Source organism: Thermoleophilum album (assembly GCF_900108055.1).
Classification (GTDB): Bacteria; Actinomycetota; Thermoleophilia; order Solirubrobacterales; family Thermoleophilaceae; genus Thermoleophilum; species Thermoleophilum album.
In genome coordinates, this window is the sequence record NZ_FNWJ01000001.1 from 161,135 (window position 1) to 182,280 (window position 21,146).

Annotated in this window: 17 protein-coding genes and 1 pseudogene; 6 read left to right on the plus strand and 12 right to left on the minus strand. The window is 69.5% G+C overall.

The annotated features are described in order from the left end of the window. The first annotated feature begins 41 nt into the window (after nucleotides 1–41). The 3 genes from BLW41_RS00735 (at nucleotide 42) to BLW41_RS00745 (ending at nucleotide 3,524) form a co-directional block, all read left to right on the plus strand. On the plus strand, nucleotides 42–722 hold the full coding sequence (locus tag BLW41_RS00735; RefSeq protein ID WP_093115325.1) for a TetR/AcrR family transcriptional regulator: 681 nt from the start codon (nucleotides 42–44) through the stop codon (nucleotides 720–722). Between the two features lie 100 nt (nucleotides 723–822). Further along, nucleotides 823–2,406, plus strand: a complete 1,584-nt coding sequence (locus BLW41_RS00740; RefSeq protein ID WP_093115326.1) for an acyl-CoA dehydrogenase family protein — start codon at nucleotides 823–825, stop codon at nucleotides 2,404–2,406. Continuing rightward, the gene (locus BLW41_RS00745) at nucleotides 2,403–3,524 is read left to right on the plus strand and encodes an endonuclease/exonuclease/phosphatase family protein (protein WP_093115328.1); all 1,122 of its coding nucleotides are present in this window, start codon (nucleotides 2,403–2,405) and stop codon (nucleotides 3,522–3,524) included. Before BLW41_RS00740 ends, BLW41_RS00745 begins: the two co-directional genes overlap by 4 nt. Here BLW41_RS00745 and BLW41_RS00750 read toward each other — a convergent pair. From BLW41_RS00750 to BLW41_RS00760, 3 genes are all read right to left on the minus strand, one after another. Beyond that, nucleotides 3,521–4,534, minus strand: coding sequence for a phytoene/squalene synthase family protein (locus BLW41_RS00750; protein ID WP_093115330.1), 1,014 nt, complete (start codon nucleotides 4,532–4,534; stop codon nucleotides 3,521–3,523). The genes BLW41_RS00745 and BLW41_RS00750 overlap by 4 nt on opposite strands. Continuing rightward, nucleotides 4,531–6,150: a phytoene desaturase family protein gene (locus BLW41_RS00755; RefSeq protein ID WP_093115332.1), complete on the minus strand. Its 1,620-nt coding sequence runs from the start codon at nucleotides 6,148–6,150 to the stop codon at nucleotides 4,531–4,533. Before BLW41_RS00755 ends, BLW41_RS00750 begins: the two co-directional genes overlap by 4 nt. Before the next feature lie 66 nt (nucleotides 6,151–6,216). Beyond that, entirely contained in the window at nucleotides 6,217–7,278 is a 1,062-nt protein-coding gene (locus BLW41_RS00760; RefSeq protein WP_093115334.1) for an ABC1 kinase family protein, read from the minus strand. A gap of 97 nt (nucleotides 7,279–7,375) precedes the next feature. Here BLW41_RS00760 and BLW41_RS11410 point away from each other — a divergent pair. Next, a pseudogene (locus tag BLW41_RS11410) lies at nucleotides 7,376–8,203 on the plus strand (YbgA family protein); the annotation flags it as partial. A 180-nt stretch (nucleotides 8,204–8,383) separates the two neighbouring features. On the opposite strand, the gene BLW41_RS11175 reads toward BLW41_RS11410, so the two are convergent. After that, nucleotides 8,384–8,668: a metal-sensitive transcriptional regulator gene (locus tag BLW41_RS11175; protein WP_093115336.1), complete on the minus strand. Its 285-nt coding sequence runs from the start codon at nucleotides 8,666–8,668 to the stop codon at nucleotides 8,384–8,386. Nucleotides 8,669–8,687: 19 nt separating this feature from the next. Between BLW41_RS11175 and BLW41_RS00775 the strand changes: the two genes are divergently transcribed. Together BLW41_RS00775 and BLW41_RS00780 are read left to right on the plus strand one after the other, a co-directional pair. Continuing rightward, nucleotides 8,688–11,069, plus strand: a complete 2,382-nt coding sequence (locus tag BLW41_RS00775) for a heavy metal translocating P-type ATPase (protein WP_218138159.1) — start codon at nucleotides 8,688–8,690, stop codon at nucleotides 11,067–11,069. 53 nt (nucleotides 11,070–11,122) lie between these two features. Then, nucleotides 11,123–11,785, plus strand: a complete 663-nt coding sequence (locus BLW41_RS00780) for a class II aldolase/adducin family protein (protein WP_093115340.1) — start codon at nucleotides 11,123–11,125, stop codon at nucleotides 11,783–11,785. Here BLW41_RS00780 and BLW41_RS00785 read toward each other — a convergent pair. From BLW41_RS00785 to atpA, 8 genes are all read right to left on the minus strand, one after another. Next, on the minus strand, nucleotides 11,773–12,423 hold the full coding sequence (locus BLW41_RS00785) for a YceH family protein (protein WP_093115342.1): 651 nt from the start codon (nucleotides 12,421–12,423) through the stop codon (nucleotides 11,773–11,775). The two genes, BLW41_RS00780 and BLW41_RS00785, sit on opposite strands and share 13 nt — an antisense overlap. Nucleotides 12,424–12,448: 25 nt before the next feature. Then, on the minus strand, nucleotides 12,449–14,362 hold the full coding sequence (locus BLW41_RS00790) for a universal stress protein (RefSeq protein ID WP_093115344.1): 1,914 nt from the start codon (nucleotides 14,360–14,362) through the stop codon (nucleotides 12,449–12,451). 110 nt (nucleotides 14,363–14,472) lie between these two features. Beyond that, entirely contained in the window at nucleotides 14,473–15,177 is a 705-nt protein-coding gene (locus BLW41_RS00795) for a response regulator transcription factor (protein ID WP_093115346.1), read from the minus strand. Continuing rightward, entirely contained in the window at nucleotides 15,158–16,531 is a 1,374-nt protein-coding gene (locus BLW41_RS00800; protein ID WP_093115348.1) for a sensor histidine kinase, read from the minus strand. The genes BLW41_RS00795 and BLW41_RS00800 overlap by 20 nt, the downstream gene beginning before the upstream one ends. A gap of 11 nt (nucleotides 16,532–16,542) precedes the next feature. Continuing rightward, complete coding sequence (atpC, locus tag BLW41_RS00805) at nucleotides 16,543–16,956, minus strand: ATP synthase F1 subunit epsilon (protein ID WP_093115350.1); 414 nt, start codon at nucleotides 16,954–16,956, stop codon at nucleotides 16,543–16,545. A 39-nt stretch (nucleotides 16,957–16,995) separates the two neighbouring features. After that, a complete protein-coding gene (gene atpD, locus BLW41_RS00810) occupies nucleotides 16,996–18,474 on the minus strand; it encodes a F0F1 ATP synthase subunit beta (RefSeq protein WP_093117200.1) in 1,479 nt (492 codons plus the stop codon). Nucleotides 18,475–18,514: 40 nt separating this feature from the next. Further along, on the minus strand, nucleotides 18,515–19,453 hold the full coding sequence (gene atpG, locus BLW41_RS00815; protein WP_093115352.1) for an ATP synthase F1 subunit gamma: 939 nt from the start codon (nucleotides 19,451–19,453) through the stop codon (nucleotides 18,515–18,517). A 41-nt stretch (nucleotides 19,454–19,494) separates the two neighbouring features. Beyond that, nucleotides 19,495–21,129 carry a F0F1 ATP synthase subunit alpha gene (gene atpA, locus BLW41_RS00820; protein ID WP_093117202.1) on the minus strand — a complete coding sequence of 545 codons (1,635 nt, stop codon included), beginning with the start codon at nucleotides 21,127–21,129 and terminating at the stop codon, nucleotides 19,495–19,497. Between the last annotated feature and the right edge of the window lie 17 nt (nucleotides 21,130–21,146).

The window sequence follows — 21,146 nt, forward strand, 5'->3', positions numbered from 1 at the left end:
TTGCAAGAAGTGGTGAACCGTGGTTCACTTTCTGCCTGCCCGTGGCGTACCGACGAACCGCCCAGGACCGAAAGCGTGCCGCCCGCACCCGCGAGCGAATCCTCCAAGCAGCGTTGGAACTGGTGCGTGCGGGCGGCTTCGCTGCAGCCCACGTGCGTGCCGTAGCGGCCCGCGCCGGCGTCTCGGTCGGCAGCGTCTACAGACACTTCGGGTCGAAGGGCGGGCTCCTCGAAGAGGTCTTCAGGGTGGCTTCCGAACGAGAGCTTTCGGTGATGACCGAAACGGCACGGGCGCACGCCGAGGCGCCGGTACGGGAGCGGCTTGCCGCCTGCGGGGAGGCGTTCGCCCGGCGCGCCCTGGCAGCTCCGCGCCTCGCCTACGCCCTGATCGCCGAGCCGGCGGGACCGGAGGTCGATGCTGCGCGCCTGGAGCTCCGGCGCGGCTACCGCGACGTGCTCGCGACGGCGCTGCGCGAAGCGGTCGCGCGGGAAGAACTCGAGCCGCACGATTGCGAAGTCCTCGCCGCCGCCCTGGTCGGTGCGATGGCCGAGGCGTTGGTGGGACCGCTCGCCCGCGAGACGGTGCGGGCGTCGGGACGAGAAGCGCTGGTCGCAGCGCTAGTCGGCATCTGGGTACGCGCCCTGCCCCTGCGCCGCGAGCGCCGATGCCAACAGCCAGCGGCCGCCGGCTCGCCAAAGAGCGCGGCGCCGACGAAGACTTAGACCATCGAGGTACGGGCAAATGGGTACAGAAACGACGACGCTAGGAACGACCCGCGCGAGCGCACCACAGGCGCCTGCGGAGCGGGCCGCAGGCCGCGCGTTGCGGGACACTCACGAGGTCACCAATCAGCCGCCGCCGCTACGTCCCTACAACTCCTACTCGGCGGATCCGGCGCTGCGCGAGGCGGTGGCGCGGGAGGGCGCTAGTTGGGCGCAGGCAGCGCTCGAGGAGTGCGGTGCGCTGGCCGGTTCGGTCGAGGCCTGGGAGCACGCGGAGCGAGCGGAGCGCAACGAGCCCCGGCTCGTCACCCACGACCGCTACGGCCACCGCATCGACCGCGTCGAGTGCGATCCCTCCTGGCACTGGCTGCTGCGCGAGGCGATTGAACGCGGAATGGCAGGCATGCCTTGGCGAGAGCAGCGGCCTGGCGCGCACGTGGCGCGCGCGGCGCTGTTTTTCCTCTGGACTCAGGTCAGCTCCGGCGTCATGTGCCCCGTGTCGATGACCTACGCCGCGGTGCCAGCGCTCCGGGTCGAGCCGCAACTGGCCGAGCGCTGGGTGCCGTTGCTTACGGCCTGCGACTACGAACGTGGCGCGCTGTGCGGAATGGCGATGACCGAGAAGCAGGGTGGATCCGACGTGCGTGCGAACACCACCCGCGCGCTACCAGTGGGCGATGGCAGCTGGGAGCTGTGGGGCCACAAGTGGTTCTGCTCGTACCCGCCGTGCGACATCTTCCTTACGCTCGCTCACACCGAGCGCGGGCTCACTTGCTTTTTGTTCGAGAGCGACGACCCGGGCTTTCGACTCGTGCGCCTCAAGGACAAGCTTGGTACGCGCTCGCTGCCCTCCGCCGAAGTCGAGTACTGGGGCGTGCGGGCGCAGATGGTCGGCGCCGAAGGCGAAGGTGTGAAGACGATCATCCGGATGGTCAACCACACGCGCCTCGACTGCATGATCGGCTCGGCGGGCGGGATGCGCGCCGGCCTCGTCGAAGCCCTGCACCACGCCCGCCATCGGCGAACCTTCGGGCGGCGGCTGGTCGATTGGCCAGCGATGCAGAACGTGCTCGCCGACCTCGCGATTGAGTCGGAAGCGGCGACCATTGCAACGCTGCGGGTCGCTCGCGCTTACGACGAGGAAGACGCGCCGCTGCGGCGCTTCGCGACCGCCGTCATGAAGTACTGGATCTGCAAGCGGGCGCCGATCCACGCCGCCGAAGCGCTCGAATGTCTCGGCGGCAACGGCTACGTCGAGGAGTCCGGAATGCCCCGTCTCTACCGCGACGCCCCGATCAACTCGATCTGGGAGGGATCCGGCAACGTCGCGGCGCTCGACGTGCTGCGCGCAATGAGCAAGGAACCGGCCGGGCTCGAGGCTTTCCTCGAGGAGTGCGAGCGTGCGCGCGGCGCCGACCAGCGTCTCGACCGGCACCTCGCGGGCCTGCGCGGGCACCTCGCGCGCTTGGCGCGAGGCGAGCTCGACGCTCAATGGGCGGCGCGCCGCACCGTCGAGGACCTGGCACTGGCGTTCCAAGCGTCGCTGCTCGTTCGACACGCACCCGCAGCGGTCGCCGACGCCTTCTGCGCCGGGCGTCTCAGCGACGAGCGCGGACGCGTGCTCGGCGTGCTGCCCGCTGGTGTGGACGCGGCGGCGATAATCGAGCGCGCCTACCCCACATGAAGCAGCACCGCTATCGATTCACGCCTGTGCCGTGGGCGGCCGTGTTGCTCGCCTGCGGATTGATCGTCGCCGCCGGCGTCGCGGCCCGCAGCGAGCGCGCCAGCGCGGCCAAGCCACCGCGCCTAACCGTGATGACCCGCAACATCTACCTCGGCGGAAACATCGCGCGTCCCATTCCGGCGCGCACGCCACAGGAGTTCGAGGAGCGCGCGACCGAGCTGTGGCAGATGGTGCAACGTACGAACTTCCCGGCGCGCGCCGTGCTGCTCGCAAAAGAGATCGAACGCACTAAGCCTGACGTGATCGGCCTCCAGGAGGTTGCACTCTGGCGCCGGGGGCCCACCGGCGTCAAGGACGGTTCGGCAACACCGGCGACCCAGGTGGTCTACGACTTCCTCGCCTCGCTACAGCGGCAGCTCGCTCGCCGAGGATTGCGCTACCGCGTCGGCGCGGTCCAGCGCGAGGCCGACATCGAGGCACCGCTCAGCCTCGGCTACGACGTGCGCTTGACAATGCGCGACGTCGTGCTCGTGCGTCGCGAGCGCGGCCTTAGGGTGCTGCGCAAGTTCGGTCGTAACTACCGCGCGGTGTTGCGCGTGCCGACGGTGGTCGGCGAGTTCGCATCACGCCGCGGCTACGCGGGTGTCGATCTGTCGGTCGACGGCCGCCGCGTCCGCTTTGTCAACACTCACCTCGAAGCGTTTTTAGAGCAAACCCGCGTCGCGCAAGCTGAGGAGCTGACGGCCGCGGGCGGTCCGCTGCGCACGCCTTTGCCGGTGATCCTGGTCGGCGACCTCAACTCCGATCCTCGCGGCGAAAACCCGGCGGCGTACGGGGTACTTCGCCGCTTCGGCCTGCTCGACACCTGGGTCCTGCGGCACGGCTCCAAGCCGGCCAACTCGTGCTGCTTGGCGCGCGAGGACCTCACCGACCCGACACCAGCGGCCTTCGATCACCACATCGACCACATCCTGGTGAAGCCGCGGATGCGTGTGTTGCAACAGATCGTCGTGGGTACCGATCCCCGCAACCGCACGCGCAGTGGCCTCTGGCCGTCCGACCACGGCGGTCACGTGGCAACCCTGGAGCTGCCGCCGCGGTCGGCCGTCCGGCGCTAGCGCGGCATTCGCCCGGAGTTAGCGGCACGTCCGCTCGGCGCCGAACGCGGGGCTCGCCGGCGCGCGTTCACGAGCGCAAGGCGCGCGAGATCGAGCGCCGCGCGGACCGTGCAGGTCGCCTTCGTGAGCCGCGAAGTGCGCGCCCGACCGTGCGCGAACCCGCCTCGCTCGATCTCGTCGGCGATCGCCAGGTAGGCGCGCGCGGCGCTCGCAACCGCTAGCCGGCCCCTGCGCAGCTGCGGTATTCCTGCGTAACCGATCGCGAACAGCGCCCGGGCTCTCGCCAGGCGTGGCGCGAGCAGCGCACGGCGGGCGGCCGGGTCGTGGCGCGCTTGCGGCGTGAGCCGCGCCGCGCCCAGATAGTCGCGGCCGCGAGCGAGATCTTCGTCGAGGTCGCGCACGATGTTTACGAGCTGCAACGCCGAGCCGAGCGCCGCAGCGCGCGCCAAGGCGTATGGGGGCGCGCCCAAGATGTGCGCCACCAGGATGCCCACCGAACCGGCGACTCGCACGCAGTAGCGGTCGAGCTGCGATTCGTCCTGCGGGAACTCGCGCCTCAGGTCGCACTCCATACCGTCCAGGAACAAGGCGAGCGCAGCGACCGGCAGCGGCCGCTCGGCGGCGACCGCCTCGAGCGCATGGGTCTCGGGAGTGGTGGGCGGTGAGCCGGCCAGCCAGGCACGGGCGCGAGCGAGGCGCACGCTCGCCGCGGGGTCGCGCTCGTCGACGATGTCGTCGAGCGTGCGCAGAGCGAAGTAGAGGAGCCGCACCAGATCTCGCTCCGGCTGGGGCAGCAGCCGTGCACCGAGCGAGAACGTGCGGGAGGCGCGAGCGATCGTCCGTTTGGCGACGCGCGCGAGCTGCTCGCGCGCCGCACCGGGCTCGTGACCGCGGGTCGCGCCGCGCAGCGTTCGGCGGGCGCCGAGCGGGTGGTGCCGCCCGCGCCGGCGCGCGTCGCCAGCCCGCAAGCTGCGCCACCGGCCTTCCACGGCCTCGGCAACCTGGGTCACCGCGCAGCTCCTCTCGCCCTTATTGCCTGCGCACCTTGGGCGCGCAACAAGCCGCTGCGCTCGAGGTCGTCAAGCAGCAGGCGCGCGGTCAGCCGCGCACCGAGCAAAACCCCCGGGATACCCGCACCGGGATGCGCGCCCGCGCCGACGTGGTAGAGGCCGGGCACTCGCCGCTCGCGGTTGTGGCGCCTGAACCAGCCGGAACCGAAGATCGTCGGCTCGATCGCGAAGGCGTTGCCGGCGAACGCTTCGTAGCGGTCGCGGAAGTCGAGCGGCGTGAAGAGCTCCTCGACCTCAAGCCACTCGCGCAGGTCCGCAAGCCCGGTGATGCGTTCGAGCGCGTGCAGTACTTCTTCGCGCAGACCAGCTGCCGCACCCTGAACGCCGGCCGCGCGATCGAGGTTCGGCACCGGCACGAGAACGGTCACCGCATCGCCGCCCGGCGGCGCGACCGAAGGGTCGCTGCGCGCGGGCGCGTGCACGTACATCGAGATCGGCGGACGGGAGACCGCCGCTGCCCCCTCCGCGGGGCCGGCCCGGCGCCCGCCGGTGCCCACCGTCGCCCAGCGCACGAACGGGCGCATCGGCCCGCCGACCCACAGGTGGTGGTGGAAGAGCCGCGGCAGGCGCCGCGCGAAACCGAAGTAGAAAAGCACGCAGGACATCGAGGGCCGGGCGAGCGAGCGGCGGCAGAGGCGACGCTCGCGACGCCCGAGCGTTCGGTCGACCGCGAACGGATCACCGTTCCACACCACCGCGTCGCAGGCGATGCGGCCGCCCCCATCGAGTTCCACGGCGCGCACCGCCCCGCTCGAGCCGCGTACGATGCGCGCGCAGCGCGCACCGAACTCGATCTCGAGCGGCGCTGCCAGCGTCCCCACGAGACCCCAGACGCCGCCGTCGGGGTACCACCCCCCGCTCTCCAGCTGGAGCGGTACCAAGCCGCCGTAGACGGCTGGCACACGGAACGGATCACCGCCGATGAACAGCGGGTGGAAGGCGAACGCTTCGCGTAGCTGCCGATCGCCGACGTGCTGCTTGACGAGCGACCACAGCGGCAGCGCACCGCCCAGGCGGAGCAAGCGTGGCAACAGTGCCAGCTGGTCGCCGAGTCGCTCGAAGGGGCGATCGGCGACCTCGAGTAGCAGTCGATAGAGGGGTTCCAGCCGGTCGAGCAAGCGCTCGGCGCCGGCGACCTCGTGCGGCCAGCCCCTTTCGATCTCCGCAAGCAGGCGATCGCGACCGCGCGGAAAGACGAGGCGACTGCCGTCCTCCCACTCGATCGTGTAAAGCGGGTCGACCGGCCGCATCCCGAGCGCATCCGGGTCGATTCCGCCGGCGACCAGCGTCTCGCGGATCAGCTCGGGCATCGTCACGAGCGTCGGCCCGGTGTCCCAGCGGTAGTCGCCGCGCCGGGCGATGCCGGCGCGGCCACCGGGGCGGTCGAGCCTCTCGACGACCGTCACCTCGCAACCCGCCTGCTGCAGGCGCAGGGCGACGGCGAGTCCGCCCAAACCGGCGCCCACCACGACCACCCGCGGCGGCCTGCGCGAGCCGACCGGCGAGCGCCCGGTCCCACCGACGACTCCGTGCCTGCGCAGCAGCCGTGCCCCCACGCCCTGACTACGCGCCCGCGCGGGCGGAGGTTCAGCGACCTCGCGGCTTCCCTGCTTCGAGCGACCCTAGGCGGACGCCGCAGCTGCTCGCGAGCGACCGCCGTGCCGGCTCCAGAACTGGGCGTCGGCGCGACCCAACTCGTCGACGGGATCGCCGTCGAGCACGTATTCCGCGACGATGCCGCCCCAGTCGGCGGCCGCCCGCAGGTCCCCCAGGACGCTCAACAGCAGCCCCTCCATGCGCCGCATCAAGAGCGACGCCGGCGGCACCGTCTGGCGGCGCATCTGCGCGAAAAACGGCGACCGCGGCGAGCCGCCCTCCTCCAGAACCGTCATCACGAACCGCGGGTCGAGACGGCGCCGTCCCCGTTCGAACATCCAACCAGCCGCCGCGCGCACCTGTGCAAGCAGCAGTTCGGCATCGAAACTGGCCGGATCGGGGAGGTAGCCAAGCTCTGCCATCGCCCGCTTGACACCCTCCGCATCGCCGGCGATCGCCGCGCCTGCGAGCGACTTCTCGCGTTCGAGGTGGTCCTTGGGGATCGTCCGCACCAGTCCGAAGTCGAGGAACGCGACGCGGCCGTCCGGAAGCCGCAGGTAGTTGCCCGGATGGGGATCGCCGAGGCACAGGCGCAGGTGCGCGAGGTTGGCGAAGAAGAAACGCGCCACGATCGCACCGAAGCGATCGCGCTGGGCGGCCGGAAGCTTGCGCACACGCTCGAAACCGAGACCCTCCACCAGCTCCGTGACCAGCACGCGACGGCTCGACAGGTCCTGGAACACGCCCGGCACCACCGCGAAGGGATGTCCCCGCCAGGCCCGCCAAACGCGGCGCTGGTTCTGCGCCTCGAGCTCGTAGTCGAGCTCTTCGCCAATGCGTTCGCGGATCTCGCGCAGCACAGCACGGACGTCGAGACCCGGCGCGATCCGGCGCACCAGCGGGGCAAACAGGCCGAGGTTGCGCAAATCGGCCTCGACCGCCTCGGCGACACCCGGGTACTGGACCTTGACGGCGACAGCCTGCCCGTCGTGGGTCACCGCGCGGTGCGCCCGGCCAATCGAGGCAGCCGCAAGCTCTGGCGCGCGATCGTGCCGCCCAGCGCAGCGCCACGGCGCAAGCGGCCGGATGGGGGCGCTTCACCCGGTTCCTTCATCCATCGATCAATACGCCGCGCGCGCAGCAACCGTGCACCGAGTAGGTGCGCTCTGCGTACCAACAAACGAGATGGCAGACGGCGACCTCGAGACCCGCGGCGAACAACAAGCCACACCCGCCGAACGTCCCCGCGTCGGCATTTCGGCATGCTTGCTCGGGGAACGCGTGCGATACGACGGCGTGCCGCTGCGCGACCGCTTCGTAAATGAGGTGCTCGGGCGGTTCGTCGAGTACGTGCCGGTCTGCCCCGAAGTGGAGCTTGGCCTCGGTGTGCCGCGCGAGACGATCCGACTGGTGCGCGACGAACGCCAGCGCACGCGGCTGATCGCTCCGCGCAGCGGGCGCGATCTCACCGAGCCGATGCGACGCTTGGCAGCGGCCATCTGCGAGCGCTTGGCAGCACTCCAGGTCGACGGCTTCGTGGTCAAGAAGAACTCGCCGACGTGCGGGCTTTACCGCGTGCGTCTCTACACACCTGAGGGGCAGCTCGCCGGGCGGCTTGGTACCGGCGTCTTCGCCGAAGTCCTCAGGGAGCGCTTGCCGCTGCTTCCGGTCGAGGAAGAGGGCCGGCTCAACGATCCGGTGTTGCGCGAGACGTTCGTCGCCCAGGTCTACGCGCACGCGCGACTGCGTGAGTTCTTCGCTGGCCCCTGGACGCTTCGCGATCTCGTGAGCCTGCACGCACGCGAGAAGATCTTCCTCCACGCACACGATCCCGCTAGGGCAAGGGAGTTGGGCCGGTTGGTGGCGCGGGCGGCGGAGCTGCCGAGGCAGGAGGTGGAGTCTCGCTATCGACGCCTCCACGCCGAAGCGCTCCGTCGCCCCGCCACTCGCGGCCGCAACGCCGACGCGATGTTCCACTTGCTCGGCCACCTGTCGCCCGCGGTGGACCGACTCGATCGGATCGAGCTGCTCGACGCGATCGCCGACTATCGGGCCGGCATCGTGCCGCTCGAGTACCGCTCGCTCTGCTGCGCCACCACTTGCGCCGACACGGCACCGACTGGGCGCGTGAGCAGGTCTACCTCGAGCCGTTCCCCCGCGAACTCGGGCTGCATTCGCGAATCTGAGATTCCGCTAACCGCGCTTGAGCAGGCGCGCGACCGCCGCCATCATCTCCGTTGTGCGCTCGTCGGCGTCGCCCGGCCCTTTGCCGCCGACCACGCAGTGGCGAGCATGCTCATCGAGCAGCGAAAGCGCGACCCGATCGAGAGCGGCTTGGACGGCTGCGATCTGGGTCAGCACGTCGATGCAGTAACGCTCTTCCTCCACCATCCGTTGGATGCCTCGCACCTGGCCTTCGATGCGTCGTAGCCGTCCGAGGATCCGTTGCTTGTCCTCGCTGTAAGCAGGTTTCGTCATCGCTGCTAGGATACCCCCGATGGGTATGGGAGAGCACACCGACGAGGGCACCACTTCGGCTCACGTCGATCTCGCGCTCGAAGGGCTTCATTGCGCCTCGTGCGTGGCGCGCGTCGAACGCGCGCTCGCGCAGGTCGAAGGGGTGCGCGACGCGCGGGTGAACCTCGCGAGCGGCAAGGCGCGCGTAGAGCTCGCGGGAACCGACGCCGCCGCACACATCCCCGAGCTGGTCGAGGCGGTGCGCTCGGCGGGCTACGACGCCCGGCCGCTCACCGCCCATCCCGCGGGGAAACCGCCCCCGGGGGAGACGACACACACGCACGACGCTCACGCCGCCGGCTCACCGTCCGGTGCGCACCACGCGCACGATCACGGTTCCGCGAGCGCTCTCGGACGCCGCGCTGTGATCGCTGTGGCGCTAGCGCTCCCGGTGCTCGTGGTCTCGATGACGCCGGCCCTACAGTTCCGCTACTGGCAGTGGCTGGCGTTGGCGTTCGCCACTCCGGTCGTTTGGTGGTCGGCGTGGCCGATCCACAAGGCGGCGCTGCGAGCAGCACGCCACGGCGCGGCGAATATGGACACGCTGATCTCGCTAGGCGTGCTCGCTTCTTGGAGCTACTCGGTCGCCGCCGTGCTGTTCGGTAAAGCCGGTGAACCCGGTATGCACATGCACTTCGAGCTCCTGCCGCGAAGGTCGGGGGCGGGAGAAGAGGTGTACTTCGAGATCGCCGCAGTGGTCGCCGCGGCGACCATCGCCGGCCGCTGGGTCGAAGCTCGCGCGCGGGCGGCGGCCGGCAGCGCGGTGCGCAAACTGCTCGACCTCGCGCCGGCCGAGGCGACAGTTATCGGTGACGACGGCGAAGAGCGGCGCATACCCGCCGCGGAGCTCGCTGTCGGGCAGCTTTTCGTTGTCCGACCGGGGGAACGGATCGCTACCGACGGCGTCGTCGAAAGCGGGGAGGCGGCGGTCGACCTTTCGCTCGTAACCGGCGAGTCGGTGCCGGTCCCGGTCGCGCCCGGCGACCAGGTGGTTGCCGGCGCGATCGCGCTCGATGGGCGCCTCGTAGTGCGCGCGACACGGGTCGGCGACGAGACGACGTTGGCGCGCATCGCGCGTCTCGTCGAGGAGGCACAAACGGGCAAGGCGCGGGTCGAGCGGATCGCCGACCGAATCGCCGGCGTCTTCGTGCCAGCGGTGTTGGTGCTGGCCGCGATCACCTTCGTGGCCTGGCTGGCCAGCGGCGAGTCTTTCGCCTTCGCGCTGACGGCGGCGGTGGCGGTGCTGGTCGTCGCTTGCCCTTGCGCACTCGGTCTCGCCACACCAACCGCCGTCGTCGCCGCGACCGGCCGCGGGGCAGAGCTCGGAATCCTGATCAAAGGACCGGAGGTTCTCGAGCGCGCGCACGACCTCCGGCGCGTGCTGCTCGACAAAACCGGCACGGTGACACGCGGCGAGATGCAGCTGGTCTCGCTGACGGCGTTCAACGGCTTCGACGAGGAGCGGGCACTGGCGCTGGCTGGTGCGCTCGAGCAACCCTCGGAGCATCCGATCGCGCGCGCGATCGCGGACGCTGCGCGCGAGCGTGTGGGGAAGTTGCCGCCGCTTTCTGACTTCCGCGCACTGCCGGGTCGGGGCGTGGAGGGGCGCAGCGGCGACCACCGACTGATCGTGGCTCGCCCGTCGCTGCTCAGCGAACGGGGGGTGGTCGTTCCAGAGCCGGTGCGACGGGTCGTCGCGGAGGAAGCGGAACGCGGGCGAACGGCGGTCGTTCTGGCCGTGGACGGTCGCGCCGTCGCCGTGTTCGCGGTGTCTGACGAACCACGGCCGGAGGCAGGGGCAGCCGTCGCCGAGCTGCGCGAGCAGGGACTCGAGCCGGTGCTCTTGACTGGCGACGAGGAACGCGTGGCGCGCGCGGTGGCCCGGCGCGTAGGCATTGAAGCGGTAATCGCCGGCGTGCTCCCGGAGCAAAAAGCAGCGGTCGTCGAGCAGCTCAAAGCTCAGGGCGTGCGTGTGGCAATGGTCGGTGACGGCATCAACGACGCGGCGGCGCTGGCGAGCGCGGACATCGGCATTGCGCTGGGCAGCGGCACCGACGTGGCGATCGAGGCTTCGGACATCACGATCCTTGGCCACGATTTGCGCCTGGTCCCTCGCGCGATCGCCCTGGCTCGCGCCGCGCTGCGGACGATCCGCCAGAACCTCGGCTGGGCGTTCGTCTACAACATCGTGGCGCTGCCGGTGGCGGCACTCGGGCTTCTGAACCCCGCTATCGCCGGCGTGGCGATGGCGCTTTCAAGCATCTCGGTGGTCGCCAACTCGCTGCGGCTGCGTCGCTTCGGCGCGTCGCCCCTTGGTTCTCCAAGCGCGCCACCGAGCAATACCCCGAGCGCGCCGGCCTAGCTCTGCCTGCTCGCGCTCGTTGCGTTAGCTTGCAGGCGCTTCCCGAGCGAACAATGACGCGTACACGCAACCCCGCAGACCCCCTGCTCACTCTCCGCCATGCGGTCGCGGAGGCCTCGCGCACGCTGGCGCGGGACGGTCTCGTGACCCGAACGCAGGGCAACGTCAGCGCGCGTCAAGACCAGCTCGTGGCAATTACCCCGGGCGGTGCGAGCCTCGGCGAGCTACGCGCCGGACAGGTGACGATCGTCGACCTCGACGGCAAGCCGGTTGCCGGGCGCCTCGAGCCGTCCTCCGAGTTGCCGCTCCATCTCGCCCTCTACCGCGACCACGAGATCGGCGCGGTCGTCCACACCCACTCGCCTGCGGCGACCGCGGTCGCGTGCGTGGTTGAGGGCGAACTGCCTTGCATTCACTACGAGATGGCGCTCCTCGGAGGCTCGGTGAGGGTCGCTCCCTACCGCCGGTTCGGCAGCGCGGAGTTGGCTGAAGTTGCGAGTGCCGCGCTGCGCGACCGTCGTGCGGCGCTGCTCGCCAACCACGGTGCGATCGCGGTCGGCGCAACGTTGGAGGAGGCCGCCGCTACCGCGCGCATGTTGGAGTGGCTGTGCCAGGTTTTCCTGCTGGCGAGCGCTGCGGGCTCGCCACGGGCACTCGACGCCCAGGCGTTGGCCGAGGTGCGCAGCGAGTTCGCGCGCCGGGGCTACGTGAGCTGATCGGCGGAGCGGCCGAGCGCCCGCTCCAGCGCTGCCACACGCCGCTCGAGTTCGGCGACTCGCTCGGCCAGCTGCGAGGCCGCTGCCGGGTCAGGAGCAGGCGACTCGGTTCGAGGGTCGGGCTCCGCCCCCGCAGTGCTTGCGGCCGCAGCCGCACCGCCGAGTAGCTGGACGTAGCGGCGTCCGCGCTCACCCGGTCGCCTTGGCAGTTGGGCGACCAGGCCGCGCTGCGCAAGCGCGTCGAGGCAAGCCTCGACCTCCTCTACGGAGGCGAACTTGTGCATCCGCTCACAGCGTTGGCGAACCTCGGCTGCGGTCTGTGCGCCGCGCAACATCAGAACAGCAAGCACCGCGAGGTCTTCAGAACTAAGCGCTAGCGCTTCGTCGAGCCGGTGGCGGTACTTCATCGCGCGACTGCCAGCCCAGCTCGCATTGCGCACCCACCCCCGGTGAATCAACCGCTCGAGCGCCTGGCGCACGGTCGCCTCGTCGTACTGGACGACGGGGTCGCGGTTGGTCGTTTGGTTGCAGGCGTTGCGCAGGGCGTTCAAGGTGAGCGGGTACTGATCGGGCGTCGTCCGCTGCTTCTCGATCAAGCAGCCGAGTACACGGATTTCCTCGGGGGTTGCTTGGTGCACGCGGCGCAGGGTAAAGGGAGAATCCTCAGGCGACGCGCCCGACCGCTCCGCCGGGTGCCCTGCTCTTGACTTCGCGCCGCTTGCGGGGGTCCCACTCGATCAGTACGCGGCACGGGCGCTCCCGCAACAGCCGCTGACCGGTAGGCCCGAGCGGCCCCTCGCCGGGCGGAGCGTGGGTGGTGTCGAGGTAGATCACTTGGCTGCGGCGGCGCCGCGCTTCCTCGATGATCGCGCGCCCCGGGTCGCGGGTTTTGACCAACGCCGTCTCGACACGCAGTCCGAGCTGCCTGCCCCGCACGCGCGCCGCGTCGAGCAGCTCTTCGGCTTTCGCTTCGAGCTCCGGAAGGTGCGCGTCGAGCGGGTACTGCGATGGCACGCGCAGCACGTAGATCGCGACGACGCGTGCTTCGTCGCGTGCCAGTCGCGCGGCCTTGACGAGCGCGTCGGCGCTGAGGTCCTCGCCGAGGATCGGAACCAGGATGGTTTGGTAGGCGACTTCCTTGAACTCCGGTGGCGGCGCGGGTCGCTCGACGCGCACCACCGCCGAGGCTGGAACACCGATCCGCCGTCGGTATACGACGTAGCCGAGGGTCCCGACCAGGAGCCAGGGGATACCGATCAGCCGCGCCTCGGGATGCAGCACTACCACCGACAACCAGGCGGCGAACGTGCCGAGGCCGCCTATGACCGCGCCCAGCGACAGCTCGCGACCACCGACGCACACGTTCCAGGGCGCCTTCACCGGACGCTCGAGTTCGGGACGCTGGATGCGCAGCGCGATCAGCGATACGTGAGCGACGGTGAACGAAATCAGGGCACCGAAGGCGTAGAGGTTTCCGAGCAGGTCGACGCGGCCGGGCAAGACGAGCAGCGCCGCCGCGACGGAGAAGCTGACGATCGCAACCCACGGCGTCCCGTAGCGCCGATGGACCCGTGAAAACACGCTCGGCAGCTGACGGTGCTCGGCGAGCGACCAAGTTAGCCGCGAAATGCCGATGAGACCGGCGTTGGTCGCGATCACGAGGATCACCGCGGCGAGCGCGCCGACGTAGTAGGAGCCACCGTTTTGGATGAAATCGGGCAACGGCAACGCTTGCACCACGCCCAGCAGCGGGTCGTCGCGGTAGCGGGTCCCAAGCAGCGTTTCGTAGCCGCCGCTGGCGGACGGCTCGACCGGCAGCGCGAGAACGCCCAACGTCGACATCCCCGCGTAGATGCCGAGCACTGCGAGCAGCACTAGGTTGACCGCGCGGCCGACGTCGCGTTCCGGGTTGCGCGCCTCTTCGGCCATGTTCGAGACGGTTTCGATGCCGGTGAAGGCGAGCATCGCGATCGAAAGCGCGAACACCAGCTCTCCCCACGTCGGGGCGACACCAAGCTGCACCTGACCGACCAGACGCGCCGGATCGAACACCAGCGCGAGCCCCACGATCACGAGCAGCAACTGGGTCGCGAGGTCGAGCACCGCCAGGGCGATGTTGAGACCCGCCGACTCGCGAAGCCCGCGCACGTTGAGCGCCGCGAGCCCCGCGATCACCGCGAGTCCTCCCAGGACGTCGTAGGGCCCGTGGCTCAGCGCTGGCACGAAGGGCCCAAGGTAGTGGGCTACCGAGAAGGCGCTGATCGCGACCGTCAAGACGTAGTCGAGGCACAGCGCCCAGCCGGCGACGAAGGAGGCGACGCTGCCGAACGCATAACGCGCGAAGGCCGACGCCCCACCGGCCTCTGGGTAGATCGCCGCGCACTCCGCGTAGCTCCTCGCAGTGAGCGCAAACAGGCCCCCGGCCAGCATGAAGACGACCGGGGTGAGCCCCAACGCGTGGGCGGCTACGAGGCCGAGCGCGTAGTAGATCGAAGAACCGACGTTGCCGTAGGCGGTGGCGAAGAGACCGCCGACACCGACTGTGCGTCGCAGCCCGCGCTGAACCGGTCTAGCCATCGCTCACGACCGCGGTGATGGTGCCCTTTCACAGCTTGCGAACGGTTAACGGAACACCGGTTAGCCGTAACGATCGTGTTACAGAGGCGCCTTGCGCGGCCGCGGGAGGGTCAGTCGATCCCCAAGCGATAGCCGAGACCCGGCTCGTTGACCACGACGCGTGGGCGCTGGGGATCCTCTTCTAATTTCGCGCGCAGCCGCGCGATGTGGACACGCAGCAGGTGACCTTGCTCGCGACTGCGCGCACCCCAGATCGCACGCAGCAGATCCTCGTGCAGAACTAGCGCTCCGGGTACGCGCGCGAGCTCCTCGATCAGCCGCCACTCGGTGCGCGTTAGGTGCACGAGGCGCCCGTGTTTGAGTAGCCGGTGACGGCCGAGGTCAATCTCGACCGGCCCCACGCTGACGACCCGCTCGGGCTCGGGCAAAGCACGTCGCAGCACAGCGTTCAGACGAGCGACCAGTTCGGCACTAGAGAAAGGCTTGGTCACGTAGTCGTCGGCGCCGCGCTGGAGCGCCTCCACCTTCTCACGCTCCGCATCGAGCCCGGACAAGACGACGATCGGTCGGTCACAGATCCGTCTGAGCTCCGAGCACAGCGCAGGCCCTCGCCGATCGGGCAGCATCAGATCGAGGAGCACCAGGTCGGGCGGGCGGGCCGCGCACTCCGCCAGCGCTCCCTCGGCGTCGCCAACCGCACGCACCGCAAAGCCGGCGTTGCCGAGGATTACGGCGAGCGCCCGGCGCAGGTGCGGCTCGTCGTCGACCACCAGGACCTCCCGTCGAAGCTCGCCGTCAGACCGTGGGTCGCCCATCACCGGCGGGAACGTAGTGGTCGGTGCGTCCGCTAGTACCGGTCGTCAACTGCTTGCTTACATGACGCTGACTGTCGGGCACGACTTGCGGTTCGCGCGCGGCGATCGGCAACAGCAGCCTGAAGGTCGCGCCGCGGGTAGCGCTGCGCCGACGCGCGACCGAAGAGCGCGTTTGTTGCGGCCCCACTGGGCGCTCTCGGGCGCACGAGGAGGCAAGCCACAGGCGACCGCCGTTCGCTTCCACGAGCGACTTGGCGACGGCCAGCCCGAGGCCCGATCCGCCACGGCGTGGACCTTGCACGAAGGGCTCAAAGATCGCTCTTCGCAGCTGTTTGGGAACGCCCGGCCCGCGATCGCTGAAAGCGACAACCACGCCCGCTGGTCCGCTGGTCACCCGCACGTCGACACGCTCCTCCGGCGGTGATACCCGCAGCGCGTTGTCCAGCAGGTTGCGCACGGCGTGCCGGATATGCCCCGGATCGCACAGGCAGAGCGGAATCGGCGGCGTGACCTCGAGCGTTACACGGTTCGCTTGCTCAGGACCGAGCTCACCGATCACGCTCGACAGCAGGTCCTCGATCGAGCACGCTCGTACGCGTACCGGTAGGCGCCCGGCATCGTTGCGCGCGAGGTCCAGCAAATCTTCGACGATGCGCTGCAGTCGGCGACTCTCAGCGTCGAGCGCGGCGACCAGTTCTCGCACTTCACCGGATGCCTGCTGGTGGGTGTAACTGAGTGCCTCTGCGCACGCCCGAATCGCCGCCAGCGGGCTGCGGAGCTCGTGACTGGCGGCCTGCAGCAGCGCGGTTCTCAGCACCCCTTCGCGCTTTTGCCGATCGGCGTCGGCGAGTACGCGCCGGGTCTGGTCTTGCTCGCGGCAGAGATCGACGAGCGGACCGAGCAGCGCAAGCAAGGGCTCCATCTGGTCGCTAGAAACCGTTCGGGGCAAGACCAGCCACGCTCTTCCGCGCTCGCAAGGGAGGCTTCTGACGAGGCCGTCCGGAGCGCTCGGCGGCGAGTTCGAAAGCGAGAGTCGAAACCCGTCGCTCGGCGACTCGCCGGTACCGAACTCGTCATTGAGCGCCCGCTCGATCGCGGCCAAGCGAGAGCGCAAATCTTCGGCGCCGACCTTTGAGCCGGCGAGGCAGGCGACCAAGCGGGCCGCCCGCTCACCCCCAAGCGAATCCGGTGCTCGATCGCCGATGGGGCGGGCCGCCCTCCCTCGGCGGTGCAACCGGCCGCGCAACAGGCAACCTGCGAGTAGCGGAACGCCGATTAGAGAGAGGCTCATTAGGCCGGTCGCTGCCGGATGGTGGATCGGCGAGAGGGAAAGCGCCGACCCGAACAGCAGCACCGCCCGGCTCGTCAGGCCTCCTTGGCGACCTCGAGGAACACCTCGAGGCGCTCGACGGCACGGCGCGCCCGCGCGTGCTCTTCACTACCAGGCTCAGCCCGCTCGAGCCGCGCTCGCGCCTCGCGTAGTCGCCCCTCGAGCGTGGCCCGGTCGAGCTCGTCCGGGCGGTGCGCTTCCTCGACCAGGATCAACGCCTCGCCATCGGCGACCTGCAAGTAGCCCTCGGCTTGCGCGAACCGCTCGATCTCGTTCTCGCTGCGATACAGGCGCAGCTCCGTTGGCTCGAGGATCGCGAGCAATGGCTGGTGGCGGGCGAGGATGCCGACGACACCGCTGGCGGTTCGTGTCGAGACCATCTCGACGTCACCCGCGAATTTCTCACCCTCGGGAGTGAGAACACGCGCCGGGAACTTCCTGTGCGCCATCGCCTGTTACCTCACCCGCTCCGCGTCTGTCTGAAGGGCTTAGCCGTCCTCGCCCCGACGGCGCCGCTCTGCTTCTTCGCGCTCGCGTGCGTCGCGCGCGTCGGCGATTACTTCCTCGATCGTGCCCTTCATGTAGAAGGCCCGTTCGGGGATCTCGTCGTGGCGTCCCTCGATGATCTCCTTGAAGGAGCGCACGGTGTCCTCGATCTTCACGTACCGCCCGGGTGTGCCTGTGAACTGCTCGGCGACGAAGAACGGCTGCGACAGGAAGCGCTCGATCTTGCGCGCCCGCTGCACCGTCAGCTTGTCCTCGTCGGAGAGCTCGTCGATACCGAGGATCGCGATGATGTCCTGCAGCTCCTTGTAGCGCTGGAGGATTTGGCGCACTTGGTTGGCGACGCGGAAGTGCTCTTCGCCGACGATCTCCGGCTTGAGGATCGTCGAAGTCGAGTCGAGCGGATCGACCGCCGGGTAGATGCCCTTCTCGGCGATCGACCGCGAAAGCACGGTGGTCGCATTGAGGTGCGCGAACACCGAGGCCGGCGCCGGGTCGGTGAGGTCGTCGGCGGGCACGTAGATCGCTTGCACCGAAGTCACCGAGCCGCGTCGGGTCGAGGTGATGCGCTCCTGGAGCTGACCCATCTCGGTCTCGAGCGTCGGCTGGTAACCGACCTGGGAGGGCATGCGACCGAGCAGCGCCGAAACCTCGGAGCCAGCCTGGACGAAGCGGAAGATGTTGTCGATGAACAAGAGAACGTCCTGGCCGGTCGTCTCGCGGAAGTACTCGGCCATCGTGAGACCTGAGAGCGCCACCCGCATGCGGGCGCCGGGAGGCTCGTTCATCTGGCCGAAGACGAGGATCGTCTTGTCGAGCACTCCCGACTCCTTCATCTCCAGCCAGAGGTCGTTGCCCTCGCGCGTGCGCTCGCCGACGCCGCAGAACGCCGAGAGCCCTTCGTGCTCCTCGGCGATGTTGCGGATCAGCTCTTGGATCAGGACGGTCTTGCCGACACCCGCGCCGCCGAAGAGACCGACCTTGCCGCCCTTCGCGTAAGGGGCGAGCAAGTCGATCACTTTGATGCCGGTCTCGAAGACCTCGCGGGTGGGTGTGAGGTTCTCGACGTTCGGCGCGGGGCGATGAATCGGCCAGCGCTCTTCGGCCTCGACCGGCGGGCCTTCGTCGATCGGATCACCGAGCAGGTTGAAAATGCGACCGAGCGTCGCCGGCCCGACAGGCACGGTGATCGGCCCGCCAGTGTCGCGCACTTCGGCGCCGCGAGCGAGACCGTCGGTCGAGTCCATCGCGACCGCGCGCACGCGATCGTCACCTACGTGCTGCTGGACTTCGGCGACGAGCCGCCGCTTCTCGCCCTCGACCTCGATCTCGAGCTCGAGTGCGTTGTAGATCTCGGGCAGACGCTCGGGGAACACGGCCTCGATCACGACGCCGCGCACCTCCTCGACGCGCCCGACGTTCTCGCCGCCGGCTCGCGGTTGATCGGTCTGCCGTGCTGTCACCGTCTTCTCGATACCTGCTTCCACGTGACGTCTCCCCTTCTCACTCGAGCGCCTCGGCGCCCGCGACGACCTCCATGATCTCCTGCGTGATCTCGGCCTGGCGTTGGCGGTTGGCCTGCAGGGTGAGCTTGTCGATCAGCTCCCCGGCGTTTTCCGATGCGTTACGCATCGCCGTCATGCGCGCCCCGTGCTCCGACGCTGCCGACTCGAGCAGCGCGCGGAAGATCGAGATCTCCACGTAGTCTGGGACCAATCGCGCGAGGATCTCCTCGGGCTCAGGCTGGTAGAGCCAGAGCGGAGCGACCGCCGGACCATCATCGGCGGCTTCGCCCGCGGAAACTCCCGAGCCATCTCGCTGCGACCTCTGACCTGCCGCCTCGCCCATGATCTCCGCCTGCTGGAGAGGCAGCAGCGTTTCGCGGCGCACGAGCTGGCGGAGCGCCGACAGGTACTGGTTGTAGATGACCTCAACGCGGTCGACGCGCCCATCAACGTAGGCGGCGGTCAGCTCGTCGGCGATCGCGCGGGCATCGGCGTAAGACGGCCGATCGGTGAAACCGGTGTGCTCGCTTGCTAGTTCGATGCCCCGGAAACGCAGCGACGAGGCGCCACGCCGCCCGACTACGTGCCACTCCACGGCGACACCCTCGGCGCGCAGCTCCCGCGCACGGGCCTGCCCGGCGCGCAGAATCTGGGAGTTGAAGGGCCCGGCCAAACCGCGGTCGCCTGTCATGAGCAGCAGCGCAACCCGCTCTACCTGCTCACGAGGCTCGAGGATCGGTAGCGAGGGCATGCGCTCCGCGGCCTCCGCAGCCCGCCGCGTCATCAGTCGCAGCGCATCCGCGTAGGGCCGCAGCGCAGCGATCCGCTGCTCGGCTCGCCGCAGCCGGGCGGCCGCCACCATCTCCATGGCGCGCGTGATCTTGCGCACGTTGCGCACCGACTGGATCCGGCGGCGGATGTCGCGAAGCGAAGCCATCGTTGTGGGTCAGAGCGTGCTCTGGTTGGGGCTCACGGTGCTCACGAGCCTTCTGCCGTCGCGACCGCCTCGCGCGTCTCGGCAGTGCGAGCCGGCCGCGCCCGCTCCTCCTCGGAGCGGATGCGGTCGGACTCGCCCTCCGCCAGGGGATTGCCCTCGGCGTCGAAGTCGGGGCCGAAATCGTCGATCGCATCGGCAATCGCGCGCCCCAACTGCGACTCGATCTCGTCGTCCCACTGGCCGGCAGCGATCCGCTCCATCAGGTCCTTGTTCTCGGCGTGGAGGCGGGCCAGCAGGAAGCGGTGGAACTCCTGCACCCGCTCAGTCTTGATGCGGTCGAGCCAGCCGCCGGTGCCCGAGTAGATGGCCGCTACCTGATCCTCGATCGCCCACGGCTCGCGCTCACCTTGCTTGAGCGTTTCGACGAGCCGCTCACCGCGCGCCAGCGTGCGCTGGGTCTCCGGGTCCAGCTCGGAGCCAAACTGGGCGAACGCTTCGAGCTCGCGGTACTGGGAAAGCTCGAGACGCAGCCGACCGGCGACCTTCTTCATCGGCGTCGTCTGGGCCGAGCCGCCGACCCGCGAGACCGAGATACCGACGTTGATCGCCGGTCGCACGCCTGCGCGGAAGAGGTCCGCTTCGAGGTAGATCTGACCGTCGGTGATTGAGATCACGTTGGTCGGGATGTAGGCCGAGACGTCGCCGGCCTGGGTCTCGATGATCGGCAGCGCCGTCAGCGAGCCGCCGCCGAGCTCATCCGAGAGCTTTACTGCGCGCTCGAGCAAGCGCGAGTGGAGGTAGAAGACATCGCCCGGGTAGGCCTCGCGACCGGGCGGCCGGCGCAGCAGCAGCGACATCTGTCGGTAGGCGTAGGCGTGCTTGGTTAGGTCGTCGTAGATGACCAGTGCGTGCCGCCCGGAGTAGAGGTAGTGCTCAGCCATCGCGCAGCCCGCGTACGGCGCCAGGTACTTGATTGGCGCCGCCTCGTCGGCAGGCGCGGCGACGATGATCGTGTGCTCTAGCGCGCCGTGCTCATCGAGCTGCTGGGCGACGTCGACGACCGTCGCCATCCGCTGCCCGATCGCCACGTAGACGCAAACGAGATCCTTGTCTTTGTTGTTGATGATCGTGTCGATGCAGATTGAGGTCTTGCCGGTCTGACGGTCCCCAATGATCAGCTCCCGCTGACCGCGACCGACGTTGGTCATCGCATCGATCGCCTTGATGCCCGTAAGCATCGGCTCCTTGACCGGCTGGCGCTGAACGACGCCCGGCGCCTTGAACTCAGCCGGACGCGTTTCGCTGGTGCGCACCTCGCCCTTGCCGTCGAGGGGCCGACCGAGGGGGTCGACGATGCGTCCGAGCAGCGCGTCACCGACGGGGACCTCGAGCAGGCGCCCGGTGCGCTTGACTTGGTCGCCCTCCTCGATTCGCTCCCACGGGCCGAACAAGACCGCTCCGACGTTGTCGGCCTCGAGGTTCAGCGCCAGCCCGGTTACCCCGTGCGGGAGCTCGAGCAGCTCCATCGACATGCAGTCGTCGAGGCCGTGGATGCGGCAGATGCCGTCGGCGACCGAGATCACCGTGCCGACCTCGGCGAGCTCGGCGCCGGTCGCCTCGAGCCCCTCGATGCGGCTGCGCAGGATGCTCGTGATCTCGTCGGGTCGGATCTGGATCTGCATCGGTCGAAAGT

Excerpts from the sequence above, each read along its gene's own strand:
- BLW41_RS00775 (WP_218138159.1), top strand. The coding sequence starts at position 8,688 with ATGGGTATGGGAGAGCACACCGACGAGGGCACCACTTCGGCTCACGTC.
- atpC (WP_093115350.1), bottom strand. The coding sequence starts at position 16,956 with ATGGCGCACAGGAAGTTCCCGGCGCGTGTTCTCACTCCCGAGGGTGAG.
- atpG (WP_093115352.1), bottom strand. The coding sequence starts at position 19,453 with ATGGCTTCGCTTCGCGACATCCGCCGCCGGATCCAGTCGGTGCGCAAC.
- BLW41_RS00780 (WP_093115340.1), top strand. The coding sequence starts at position 11,123 with ATGACGCGTACACGCAACCCCGCAGACCCCCTGCTCACTCTCCGCCAT.
- BLW41_RS00745 (WP_093115328.1), top strand. The coding sequence starts at position 2,403 with ATGAAGCAGCACCGCTATCGATTCACGCCTGTGCCGTGGGCGGCCGTG.
- BLW41_RS00795 (WP_093115346.1), bottom strand. The coding sequence starts at position 15,177 with ATGGGCGACCCACGGTCTGACGGCGAGCTTCGACGGGAGGTCCTGGTG.
- BLW41_RS00790 (WP_093115344.1), bottom strand. The coding sequence starts at position 14,362 with ATGGCTAGACCGGTTCAGCGCGGGCTGCGACGCACAGTCGGTGTCGGC.
- BLW41_RS11175 (WP_093115336.1), bottom strand. The coding sequence starts at position 8,668 with ATGACGAAACCTGCTTACAGCGAGGACAAGCAACGGATCCTCGGACGG.